The organism is Olivibacter sp. XZL3 (assembly GCF_004368405.1).
Lineage (GTDB): Bacteria > Bacteroidota > Bacteroidia > Sphingobacteriales > Sphingobacteriaceae > Olivibacter.
Map to the genome: position 1 here is coordinate 1 of NZ_SBJH01000076.1, position 10,836 is coordinate 10,836.

The 10,836-nt window shown below is 43.2% G+C and carries 13 protein-coding genes and 2 pseudogenes; 9 read left to right on the forward strand and 6 right to left on the reverse strand.

From position 1 onward, the window contains the following. Positions 1-84: 84 nt before the first annotated feature. Positions 85-315, forward strand: a pseudogene (locus tag EPX21_RS17260) (LytTR family transcriptional regulator DNA-binding domain-containing protein); the annotation flags it as partial. A gap of 566 nt (positions 316-881) precedes the next feature. Here the strand turns inward: EPX21_RS17260 and EPX21_RS23515 are convergent. Then, positions 882-1,055, reverse strand: coding sequence for a hypothetical protein (locus EPX21_RS23515; protein WP_134090946.1), 174 nt, complete (start codon positions 1,053-1,055; stop codon positions 882-884). Between the two features lie 9 nt (positions 1,056-1,064). Next, positions 1,065-1,355: a hypothetical protein gene (locus tag EPX21_RS17270; protein WP_134090935.1), complete on the reverse strand. Its 291-nt coding sequence runs from the start codon at positions 1,353-1,355 to the stop codon at positions 1,065-1,067. A gap of 366 nt (positions 1,356-1,721) precedes the next feature. Here EPX21_RS17270 and EPX21_RS17275 point away from each other — a divergent pair, with 366 nt between their 5' ends. Next, entirely contained in the window at positions 1,722-1,913 is a 192-nt protein-coding gene (locus EPX21_RS17275) for a cold-shock protein (protein WP_134090936.1), read from the forward strand. 100 nt (positions 1,914-2,013) lie between these two features. On the opposite strand, the gene EPX21_RS22775 is transcribed toward EPX21_RS17275, so the two are convergent. Then, the gene (locus tag EPX21_RS22775; RefSeq protein WP_166670798.1) at positions 2,014-2,190 is read right to left on the reverse strand and encodes a hypothetical protein; all 177 of its coding nucleotides are present in this window, start codon (positions 2,188-2,190) and stop codon (positions 2,014-2,016) included. A gap of 32 nt (positions 2,191-2,222) precedes the next feature. On the opposite strand from EPX21_RS22775, the gene EPX21_RS23520 reads away from it, so the two are divergent. Next, positions 2,223-2,321, forward strand: coding sequence for an ATP-binding protein (locus tag EPX21_RS23520; RefSeq protein ID WP_134090937.1), 99 nt, complete (start codon positions 2,223-2,225; stop codon positions 2,319-2,321). A gap of 562 nt (positions 2,322-2,883) precedes the next feature. Here the strand turns inward: EPX21_RS23520 and EPX21_RS17285 are convergent. Then, positions 2,884-3,480: an alpha-ketoglutarate-dependent dioxygenase AlkB gene (locus EPX21_RS17285; RefSeq protein ID WP_134090938.1), complete on the reverse strand. Its 597-nt coding sequence runs from the start codon at positions 3,478-3,480 to the stop codon at positions 2,884-2,886. Positions 3,481-3,712: 232 nt separating this feature from the next. Between EPX21_RS17285 and EPX21_RS17290 the strand changes: the two genes are divergently transcribed. The 6 genes and pseudogenes from EPX21_RS17290 to EPX21_RS17310 all read left to right on the forward strand — a co-directional run bounded on the left by EPX21_RS17290 (position 3,713) and on the right by EPX21_RS17310 (position 7,819). Beyond that, the gene (locus EPX21_RS17290; protein ID WP_134090939.1) at positions 3,713-4,045 is read left to right on the forward strand and encodes a helix-turn-helix transcriptional regulator; all 333 of its coding nucleotides are present in this window, start codon (positions 3,713-3,715) and stop codon (positions 4,043-4,045) included. 36 nt (positions 4,046-4,081) lie between these two features. Beyond that, on the forward strand, positions 4,082-4,645 hold the full coding sequence (locus tag EPX21_RS17295) for a DUF6428 family protein (protein WP_134090940.1): 564 nt from the start codon (positions 4,082-4,084) through the stop codon (positions 4,643-4,645). 14 nt (positions 4,646-4,659) lie between these two features. Continuing rightward, positions 4,660-5,100, forward strand: a pseudogene (locus EPX21_RS22950) (N-acetyltransferase family protein); the annotation flags it as partial. Positions 5,101-5,160: 60 nt separating this feature from the next. Further along, positions 5,161-5,598, forward strand: a complete 438-nt coding sequence (locus EPX21_RS22955; RefSeq protein ID WP_206106096.1) for an arsenate reductase ArsC — start codon at positions 5,161-5,163, stop codon at positions 5,596-5,598. Next, positions 5,585-6,661, forward strand: a complete 1,077-nt coding sequence (gene arsB / locus EPX21_RS17305) for an ACR3 family arsenite efflux transporter (RefSeq protein WP_134090942.1) — start codon at positions 5,585-5,587, stop codon at positions 6,659-6,661. The genes EPX21_RS22955 and arsB overlap by 14 nt, the downstream gene beginning before the upstream one ends. A 174-nt stretch (positions 6,662-6,835) precedes the next feature. Next, positions 6,836-7,819: a TolB family protein gene (locus tag EPX21_RS17310; RefSeq protein ID WP_134090943.1), complete on the forward strand. Its 984-nt coding sequence runs from the start codon at positions 6,836-6,838 to the stop codon at positions 7,817-7,819. Positions 7,820-7,840: 21 nt separating this feature from the next. Here the strand turns inward: EPX21_RS17310 and EPX21_RS17315 are convergent, their stop codons facing one another. After that, positions 7,841-8,287 carry a DUF6640 family protein gene (locus EPX21_RS17315; RefSeq protein WP_134090944.1) on the reverse strand — a complete coding sequence of 149 codons (447 nt, stop codon included), beginning with the start codon at positions 8,285-8,287 and terminating at the stop codon, positions 7,841-7,843. A 456-nt stretch (positions 8,288-8,743) separates the two neighbouring features. After that, positions 8,744-10,836 (reverse strand): glycoside hydrolase family 127 protein (locus EPX21_RS17320; RefSeq protein ID WP_206106095.1); only part of this gene is annotated, 2,093 nt, incomplete at its 5' end.

The following is a 10,836-nucleotide window of genomic DNA, read 5'->3' on the forward strand; positions in this document are numbered from 1 at the left end:
ACAAAAATTAATAAATTTATAACTCGAAAGTCTCCTTAAGGTTTCATCCTAATGTGTCTAATTTAGTTTGAAGACGTACATGTAAAGGTCTATACATCCAAGAGCGAATCTCCTTTAATGTCTTTGGCGAGCTTGAAGTCGGTATTGGAAAAATTACCGCCAAATGAATTTACCCGTATACATCGTTCTTTTGTTGTGTCGAACGCAAAAATAGACGCCATAAGTCGCAATGGCGTAGAAATTGGTGCAAATCACATTCCCGTAGGTGAGCAATACAAGGAAAACTTTCGGGAATTATTACATAGGTGGGCGTAAATTTTTTAAGGCGATTTTCTCTGCTGTTAAATGGGGATAGGAAATGAGTCCGAGTAAGACGGAAAAGTTGAAATCCACTAAACGCAGATCGTTGCTACAGCAAAAATGTGTGTAATCCATTAAGTAGATTGTTGAGCTGTTCACAAAAGGCAATTGCAAACTCCGAAAGCTTGCAATGAACCACACTTTTGATCCTAGCCATGCCGATTAGGTTTTTTTACCTGTTTCAAATAAACCGCTCACATATTCTTGAATTCATAAAAGCGTAGTCCGAAGGAAAGCGACTACGTTTTTTCTTCAGTCATGGCCAAAGTACAATCTCAAAACCGCTTTTTTTTGACAAAGGTTGCCACTGTACTTGCTTCTGTTATTCTGGGAAGTATTTGTTTTTGCCATCTCAGCAAATCGATGGATACAAACGATAAGCCGTCGCTTAAGCCTTCTGAGTTTTCCAAATCAGCGTCCTTGCATCTTGATGAACCGCGGTTTGGTTTCGTCTCCTTTATTCGTTCCGCCTGAAAATATATAATCTATTTCGTTTCCCGTGTCAGACCGAACCAACGTATTTATAATCCCGTTGTCACCCTCAAGAACCGTTGCCGTATACACGCCCCTGCACCGTGCGGAAAAATCATGCTGTCACGGTCTGTATCATCAAGCACGTGGGATATGTTTTCTGAACCGATGACCAGACAGGTAGTCGCCGCACCCGCACGTATGGCCAGATCGGCTTGAATCAGCGTCTGTAGTTAACCCGGACAGCCGAATATTATATCATACGGTATACACCGGGTGCCCAGTTTATGCTTTACCTTTGAGGCAAGGGAGGGCACCATATCCCGGTGAGCGCCCGGATATTTCATGTCGCCATAGTTATGTGCCACAATAATCTGGTCTATAGATTCTAGATCAACTCCGGCTTGTGCGATTGCCTCTTCCGCGGCAAGGGCTCCCATATCCGAGGCTGTAACTCCGCCGAGTGCATAGCGCCGTCCTTCTATTCCGGTAATGGCTTCGAACTTACGGATAATAGTGGTCATTTAACTTGCACTTTGGATTTGAAGATACGTTAACGAAGACAGCGAAATAAACTCCAGGTTTTAGGCAAATTAAGCCAGTCACTGTCCTTCAAAGATTTGAAACGGCCAGCTATCCACAACTATACGTTTCAGCGCATGGTCAAACCTCGCAATAAATAACGATAGATCGATGGTAGTATTATCCATAATATTCAGCGTTTTTGGACTAAACGGCAACAAATTTATTTTTTTATATTTAAAGCATTCCACTTAGAAATCCTGTCGAAAGCGTCATATAGAAAACACTTTGTTCGGTAAAAAGTTGCATAACAGTAATTTATGTGTATCTTTACGAAAGTTATTTATATTTTTATTTATTTTAATACAATGCAAGAAGGCGTAGTAAAATTTTTTAACGAAACCAAGGGTTTCGGTTTCATCACCCCGACAGATGGCGGACGTGAAATATTCGTTCACTCATCAGGTCTTATAGACAATATCCGGGAAAACGATGATGTATCCTTTGAGGTACAACAAGGCCAAAAAGGCCTCAATGCAGTAAATGTTAAGTTGATCTAATTGATTTTTGCATATATTGTGGAAGCCGTCTCGAGTTTCGGGACGGCTTTTTTATGCTGCGCTCGGTTTAACGCTTTTCTCTTTACCTCGGTACAACTGATCAGGCCTTGGAAGAAGTGTATATCAGTATGTTGTTCAAACGGTGCTTTGCTGTTAAAGGGTTCGGCCGTTTCCTGCCATTTTCGTCGGATTGGGCGCCCGTAAAGGTATAGCCGATGAAAAGCTTGAAGTCGTCATAGCCAAGTTTGACATTGGTTTCCCATCCTTTTGCATCCACGAAACCACAGAGTCGGTTTAAACTTGGTGAAAATGTTTGTGGAGAAACAAGGTGGTACCGTCCATATCAGTTCGGAACCCGGGCAAGGAACTACCTTTTATTTCAAATGGAGATCCGGGGAAGCGAGTTAAGGAAGGATTGCTTATGTCGCAAAAAGGCTTATGGCTTTTAGAATGTGGGAAATTGAACTGAAATGTAGAGCTAATCAATTGAGGAGACGTTTGGATAAAATCTTTTTACAATTTCACAATGTCGGCGAAAAACCTACAAGTCATTTTTCATTTACTCTTGAGTATTGTTTCAAATATGGAGCCTTTTGGAGGTCTTCCCGGAATGATCCTTCAACTGACCTTAGCTCATGAAATGTAAGCTGGATTGTCACAAAGATGGAGGATATCACTTTACCGTTCGATTCAGTTCTGCCGCCAACCGGTGGCACTTTAATTAATTTCAAGAACTTGTAAAAAACGTAAAGGCGTTTTTAAAGTAACACAGTAAGCGGATCGGCAGATCTAAGAGCCTTTTATTTTAGAAAGTAGGATGCCATGCTACTGCCAGAAGCATTCAACCATCTGAATGATTGATAGACAGTCGCTGCAAAATCGTAAAATTGCCTTTATCTAAATAAATATTTTTAAAGTAGTTGAATACGGTATATGAATAGGATCCTTTAATACAAAGAAAGCTGATTTCCTATGAAACCACCTTCCTGAACGTCAGGTTTATTCTTGGCCCCATGACAGTGTTTGATTTTGCTATCCTGTGTTCCCAATACAGTTGCAGATCGCCTTTCATGAGCAAAAGGGATCCATGTTGCAGGTTGATCGAATAGCGGCTTGCATGGTCGTGCTTCCTGCGGAAATCAAAGTTTCGTTCAGCGCCCAGGCTTAGAGAGGCTATTTCGGTTTTGCGGCCCGGTATTGTATCCTTGTCGGCGTGCCAGGCCACCGAATCACTGCCATCCCGGTAAAGGTTCAACAATACCCCCTGAAATTCCATGTCGGTAAATGCCTCAATGCGCTGCCTGATCACCCGTAACTCTGGTATCCATGGGATTGGTTCCCGCTGATCATCCGCCCGTAACGGACGATCTCCGTACCACGCCGTTAATCTGGGCGTAAGCACCTCCTTATCGTACATCTTAACTTTTGTCTGTTGCCAGGGCGTATTTTGCAATAAGAGAGTGAGCAGCTCATCCGCTTCCGACTCTTTCAGAAAGTCGGGCGTATAATCCATCAGTTCCCCTGGAAGTACCAATTGCCGGTTATCGTCGAACAGTTTCTGTTGCATTTATTCGATTTAAAATTACCTGAAATTCCGTCCTTTTTGAAACAGTTTCAGTTGAGCATCAACCCGTACCTACTCGCTTTTGTTTTTTTTTGAGGAAAAATAAGGCTAAGCTAAGTCTTCAACTTGATTATAGCAATTCACTTTTCCCTAATTCTAATCTTCCCCCCTCAATTTGATATTGGATTTTGATTTATCAAAAATGTATCGTAATATTGCAATAAATAATAGAGTTATGGGGGTTACCAGAACAGAGATATTTACGGAAGAGCAGAACAAATTAGCGGTGCTGTTAAAGGCAATTGCCCACCCCGCCCGCATTGCTATCTTACAATACATCATGGCATCTAAAACCTGTATCAATGGAGATTTAGTTGAAGAATTAGGACTGGCACAGGCGACGATTTCCCAACATTTGAAAGAGCTTAAAAACGCAGGCTTAATACAGGGGACCATTGAAGGGGTAAGCGTTTGCTATTGTATACATCCAGAAAATTGGCAACTCCTAAAGGATCAGCTTGGTTCTTTCTTAAACGCATTTACTTTTAGCAGCGGGGAGTGCTGCTAAAAAATTTATATTGATATATCGTTAAATTGCAATATTATGAGTCTGAAAAATCTAATGAATTGGGGTGAATTTAGAACGAAGCTGAGCGAGCATATGGAAGCCGCGTTGCAGTTTCAATATGCACAGGATAAATGGGTAGACGGTTCTTATCATATTACAGAAATTAAGCAGGCACCTATTACTTCCGTGGACTGTGGTGGGGTGATGAATGCGTGGACGGAAGTGATCGTGCAGCTGTGGGAGCCTGCCCTTAGAGATGCGCAAAGAGCGATGAAGATGAGTAAAGCGTTGTCCATTATAGAGCTGGTGGAGAAATCACTTCCGCTGAACCCTTCGGCTATTGTTAAGATCGAATTTGGCAACGCGAAATTTGATACCCGTCAGCTATATCCCGGGGAGTTGCTGTCGGATGGAGAAAACCTGATTGTCAATCTTATTCCGGATGCCACCCAATGCAAAGCCATCGGTCGTGGTGGCAGTTGTGGCACGGATGAAAAAGGCGGGGAGTGCTGTACGTCTGTTCAGGAAGAAAAAGAGGCCGATCAAATGATCAATTTAACCACCGTTCAAAGTTGCACACCGGGTTCGGGATGTTGTTAAATAACGATTTATCAATGGAACTTAGGAATATAGAGGAGTCGGATTGGCCGGCAGTAAGGGAGATCTATTTACAAGGGATTGCTACCGGGCAAGCTACTTTCCAAACGGAGGCACCAAGTTGGGAAGAATGGGATCGTTCGCATATACAGCATTCCCGCTTTCTGGCCGTTATCGGTAAAAATGTAGTGGGCTGGGCTGCGCTCTCTCCGGTTTCGGGCCGTTGCGTTTATGCCGGGGTAGCTGAAGTGAGCGTGTATATACATGAAGATTATCGCGGACGGGGCGTAGGTAGCTTCTTGATGGAGGCGTTGATAAGAAGCAGTGAAGAACAAGGCGTCTGGATCTTGCAATCAGGCATCTTTCCCGAGAATGAAGCGAGCATCCGCCTTCATGAAAAGCACGATTTCCGGATATTGGGTTACAGGGAAAAAGTTGGCAAGCATGGGGATCTTTGGCGCGATACCGTATTGATGGAACGCAGAAGCAAAACAGTAGGAATTGATAGAAAAATTGAAATGAAAAAAATATTAGTGTTATGTACCGGCAACAGCTGTCGCAGTCAGTTGGCAGAAGGTTATTTAAGGCACTTCGCTCAAGGGAAAGCTGAAGTATACAGTGCAGGCATAGAGACCCACGGGGTCAATCCAAAAGCTATACAAGTAATGAAGGAGGATGGAATTGATATTTCGCATCATACGTCCAACCATGTGGATGAATATAGCGATGTAGATTTTGATTATGTCATTACAGTTTGCGATAACGCAAAGGAAAGCTGTCCTTTTTTTCCAACGAAAGCCCAAAAGTTCCACCAAAACTTTCCCGATCCGGCAAAGGCTACAGGCACGCCGGAAGAGGTACTCAATGAGTTCAGGGCAGTGAGAGATCTGGTGAAAGAATATATGAACAACTTTGTTGAAGAACATATAAACGGCGAAGCATATGTCAGTAACTAACTGTGCTCCGGCTAGCGGTCGAAAAAAATTAAGTTTTCTCGACCGCTACCTGACTTTATGGATTTTCCTTGCTATGGCTATAGGTGTGGGGATCGGCTATTTTATTCCATCCACCACGGCTTTTATCAATTCTTATTCAAGTGGTACAACCAACGTACCTTTAGCAATTGGGCTGATCTTAATGATGTACCCGCCATTGGCCAAGGTCAAATATGAGCACCTTGCTAAGGTGTTTAAAGATGTGAAAGTACTTAGCGTGTCTCTTATTTTAAATTGGGTCATCGGTCCTTTACTGATGTTTTTTTTAGCGATAACTTTTCTAAGGGACTATCCTGAATATATGATTGGCTTGATCTTGATAGGCTTGGCCCGCTGTATTGCAATGGTGGTGGTTTGGAACGAGTTGGCGGAAGGGAGCCGTGAATATGCCGCTGGATTGATTGCGCTGAACAGTATTTTTCAAGTGCTGCTATACAGTGTTTTCGCGTATATATTTATCACCGTGTTACCGCCCTTATTTGGGATTGAGGGTGCCGAGGTAAATATTACCATAGCCGAAATTGCCAAAAGCGTCGGTATTTACCTAGGGATTCCCTTCGCAATGGGTGTGATCAGCCGCTATGCGCTGATCGGCCTGAAAGGGGAAAAATGGTTCCAGGGAAAATATGTGCCCTTTATTTCTCCTATTACCCTGATTGCGTTACTGTTCACCATTGTGGTGATGTTCAGCTTAAAAGGGGAGCTGATTGTTCAGATCCCCATGGACGTTGTGCGGATTGCCATACCCTTGGTAATCTATTTCGCTTTTATGTTCGTATTCGCCTTTATGCTCGGTAAGCGATTTGGTGCTGATTACGCGAAGAATACCTCCATTGCTTTTACAGCAACGGGGAACAACTTTGAATTAGCAATCGCCGTAGCCATTGGCGTATTCGGGATTAACTCTGGTCAGGCTTTTGCCGGTGTGATCGGACCGCTGGTAGAGGTGCCTGCATTGATTGCCTTGGTGAATCTAGCTTTTTGGTTGCGTAGAAAATACTATGTAAAAAAGGCTTTAGTGTAATACTCGAATCGTGCGCGTGCCGTTGTTTATTGCCGAAAATCACGATGTAAAGGTGAGTAGCCCGTTGTCGGACCTTACCAGTTGTGATTGTAAGGATTGAGGTTCTTTCGAGCCGGAGAAAGCTTGAAGATTTTAAATATAATCCCTAAATTTAGATCTCTAAATTATTGTGTCATGGCTAACCAATATGCAGTGAAAGAAACCGTTCTTTTCCCCGCTAACGTATATCCTTTCCGGACTCTTTACGTCTGTGTCTGTTGCCTTCTTTGCTTTGTTTACGCGGCTGCACAGCATCGAAACGATACAATCAGTTATTTACAAACACTGGACATTCGGACAGGAAAGATTGATACACTGCTCGTCATAAAAGATCATTTTGAAGCTCCAAATTGGCATCCGGATAATTACCTTATTCTCAATAGCAGGGGCAGGATTTATACGTTGAGCCTTCGCTCGAGGCGACTGACTAAACTTAATACTGGATTTGCAACGCAGTGTAATAACGACCACGGCATTTCGCCCGACGGCAATTGGTTGGCCATCAGCCATAATGTCAAAAGTGATACGGCCACGAAGCCATATAAATCGGCCGTATATGTCGTTCCCGTTAAAGGAGGAGATCCTAGGAGAATTACCTCGCAGGTGCCATCCTATTGGCATGGTTGGCGCCCGGATGGTAAGGCCGTGACTTATTGCGGAGAACGCAACGGCAACTATGATGTTTACACAATAGGAGTGGAAGGTGGCACGGAAAAGAGATTAACCGATAGTGAAGGTTTGGATGACGGACCTGAATATTCGCCCGATGGCAAATACATTTATTTTAACTCATACCGAACGGGCCACATGCAAATCTGGCGGATGTTGGCCGATGGCTCAGCGCCCGAGCAGCTGACATTTGTTCCGCATTCGAACTGGTTTCCTCATCCGTCGCCCGATAATAACTGGATAGTATACATTGCGTATACATCAGATGAAAAGCAAAACCATTTGTTTGGTAAAAAGGTGAAATTGCGTTTGATGAATACGGCAACTAAAGAGGTGAAAGATGTCACCCCGGTATTCTTTGGTGGGCAAGGTACGATTAATGTCCCTTCGTGGAGCCCAGATAGTAGAAAAGTGGCCTTCTTTAGCTATTCCGTAGATCGAACGCTATAAAGTCATCGCGTTTTCGGTCGGCTATGGTTGCAGTCGCTTTCTTTCTTTAAAATATCCCAGACCCAATAAAGAGAGCATTACAATGGAAGCAAATGTCTCATTCAAGCGAACCTTCCCCACTTCGGGAACCTTTTCCGGAAACTCTGCTTCCAAGGGCTTTGCTCCGGGGAAAGCAATTGCTCCTAACATTGATGCCCAGAAAAAGCCTGGTGCTAATGTGCCGAACTTTAGATTGTCTTTTTTATTTCCACGCTTTCGTAGTAAGAAATATAAACCCGCACTGCCGAGGAAAGTTTCGGTTATAACAGACAGTGCATTATGGAATTTGCTATGAGGCGTCCACCTAGGATTTAAAATATGCGTACGGTTAAGATCGGCCAAATAACCGCCTACTATTGTAGCCACTGAAATGCCTAAAAGTAACTTTTTCCCCCAACCTCCCTTACTTTGCTTATTTATCGTGTTCATATAGCCTTAATTACACTTGTCAATAAAGGCCATCATGCAAATATTGTACCCTTAATCTCCTTACAAATATCTCGGAAATCTGAGACATTCGTTGAGCCTTAATTTAAATACGCGGCATCCGACCAATAAAATTGTTTGAAAAAAGCCGGATAGTAAAGGGATGGAACCGTGTTCATAGAAGGGCTGGTGTATTTCAAAAAAAAGTGGTATCTGTATTACGGTTGCACAGATTCTAAAGTAGGTGTGGCCGTTTATGATCCGGCTAATCCGGCGCCGCCTGATCCTTTGCCATGATATGCATGTCACGATAAAAGAGCGTCTTTTATAGCCTAATGATGTCGATTTACAATATCTGAAATACGAGTACGATTTTTGATCGTACATGCTGAAAATCGTTTGCGTGAAATGGATCGGCTGAATATTATTTCAGCCGGTTCATGATGTAGCAAGGTTTTATTATTCACCATTCTTTTTTCCAAGATCAGGAGCTTTTATTTCTTGAGGAAACCATACTTTCATATCGCCCTTATTACGATTTGCCCACGCATAATAGGGGATAGCGGTGAACGTATTCTTTTCGGTGCTAGTTTCTTTATTCCCGTTAAATGGCCCTTTTGGCAGGTCGCCTTTTAAAAGCGTTACGCCATTTAAGATGTCAGGTGCAAAAACCGGTTTGAGTTGAGTCGTCGGAGAAATTGCTATCTGCTCGATGCTTCCTCCATTATCGATTGCTTCGGCACAGTAAATTAGCGGACCACGTTGAATGGCGACTTTGCCGATGTCATCTTTGACGTTATTGTCGGCATGGATCTGTTTTATTTCCATGGGAAGTGCAATTTCCACTTGATCCCCCTTTTTCCAGGTTCTCGCTAGAGTGGCATATCCCTTTTCTATTTTAAAAGGTACGTTCTTTCCATTTATTTTTATATGGACGTCCTGCTGGGTTGGGGCTGTATAGGTGTATAGCGTAGAAGGCATAACTTGACTGCGCGCCCAACCGGGGATTCTAAATTTGATCTCAAAATCACTTGACGATTTTGGGTTGATGTTAAATATCAAACCGCCATCCCAGGGATAATTATTCTGTTGGATGATCTTGATATCTCCCTGTTCGAGCTGAATGTCGGCAGAACCTGAGATGTAGAGGTTTACAAATACCGAGTTTTTATTAACGGCATACATATAACCTGGAAGGGACGGTAAAAACCGCGCTAAATTGGTTGGACAGCAGGAGCATTCGAACCAACCTGATCGGTTTGCTTCCCCGTGTTTATGTTGGAGGTTAATTTCCATGGCGTTGGTATAGAAAAAAGATTTTCCATCAAGTCCAACGCCGGAGATTAAACCATTATATAGAATATGTTCCAATAAGTCAACATACTTCGCGTCGCCGTGAAGCTGGAACATTCTTTGGTTCCAGAACACATTACCGATGGCTGCGCAAGTTTCATTATAAGCCGTAGCATTGGGCAGCTCATAATTGTTTCCGAACCGTTCACCATTTCCGATTGCACCGATACCTCCCTGCACATAGATTTTCTTGTTAACCATATTCGACCAGATCGTGTCAATTGCGGAAAGGTACTTGTCGTCCTTGGTTAATGCCGCAATATCGGCCACAGCAGCGTATAAATACATGGCGCGCACGGCGTGGCCTACAGCTTCGGTTTCCGCTGTGATCGGTTGGGCGTCTTGCCAGTATTGTCCATTTTTGTATGGATCCTGACTGTTGGTCTCGTACTTGCGTTTTCCACGTTCATCAATAAAGAATTTAGCGAGGTTCAGATATTCTTCTTTTCCTGTGATTCTATAGAGTCTTACCAGCCCCATTTCTACTATTTCGTGTCCGGGTGCAACATGCAATTTATTGGGCCCAAAGGTCTGAACTAAAAGATCGGCATTTTTTAGCGCAATGTTCAATAAGCTGCTTTTACCGGTAGCTAGGTAGTGCGCCGCCGCTGCTTCAAAAAGGTGTCCCGAATTATAAAGTTCGTGACTGTTCTCATGTTCTAATACCCATCGGCGATTACCGGCCCAAGGATGGGGTTTGTTGGGATCGATGGTACGTGGCGTGTAAAGATAGCCGTCAGCTTCCTGCGCATTTCCGATGATGGTTATCAGGGAGTCAAGATAGGCGTCGAGCTTTTTGTCTGGATAGACGGCCAGTGAGAAAGCGGCTCCTTCTAAGGTCTTGTAGATGTCGGTGTCATCAAAAGGAAATTTCGTTCCGAACATACCCGTACGGTTTGCCGCTTTTATGAAATTTTCTACCCGGCCGGTACTTTCGCACCGTACAAAAGAGGAAGGAATCGTTACTATGCGATTTGTCTCTATTTTTGGCTGCCAAAATTTATCGGTCAGGTTGACTTTGGTAAAGGGCACCGCTCTAATCGCGTAATCCTTCTCCTGAGCATTACTGATTACTAAGCTCGCTGAAAACAGCATAGCGATAAATGATTTAATAAAATTCGTTAGTTTGAACTCTGAAGGATAAATACAAGAAATGAGAATAGATCGTGAAATATATCTTTGGATAAAAAGCTCCATCT

Excerpts from the sequence above, each read along its gene's own strand:
- EPX21_RS17270 (WP_134090935.1), bottom strand. The coding sequence starts at position 1,355 with ATGACCACTATTATCCGTAAGTTCGAAGCCATTACCGGAATAGAAGGA.
- EPX21_RS17275 (WP_134090936.1), top strand. The coding sequence starts at position 1,722 with ATGCAAGAAGGCGTAGTAAAATTTTTTAACGAAACCAAGGGTTTCGGT.
- EPX21_RS23520 (WP_134090937.1), top strand. The coding sequence starts at position 2,223 with ATGTTTGTGGAGAAACAAGGTGGTACCGTCCATATCAGTTCGGAACCC.
- EPX21_RS17285 (WP_134090938.1), bottom strand. The coding sequence starts at position 3,480 with ATGCAACAGAAACTGTTCGACGATAACCGGCAATTGGTACTTCCAGGG.
- EPX21_RS17290 (WP_134090939.1), top strand. The coding sequence starts at position 3,713 with ATGGGGGTTACCAGAACAGAGATATTTACGGAAGAGCAGAACAAATTA.
- EPX21_RS17295 (WP_134090940.1), top strand. The coding sequence starts at position 4,082 with ATGAGTCTGAAAAATCTAATGAATTGGGGTGAATTTAGAACGAAGCTG.
- EPX21_RS22955 (WP_206106096.1), top strand. The coding sequence starts at position 5,161 with ATGAAAAAAATATTAGTGTTATGTACCGGCAACAGCTGTCGCAGTCAG.
- arsB (WP_134090942.1), top strand. The coding sequence starts at position 5,585 with ATGTCAGTAACTAACTGTGCTCCGGCTAGCGGTCGAAAAAAATTAAGT.
- EPX21_RS17310 (WP_134090943.1), top strand. The coding sequence starts at position 6,836 with ATGGCTAACCAATATGCAGTGAAAGAAACCGTTCTTTTCCCCGCTAAC.
- EPX21_RS17315 (WP_134090944.1), bottom strand. The coding sequence starts at position 8,287 with ATGAACACGATAAATAAGCAAAGTAAGGGAGGTTGGGGGAAAAAGTTA.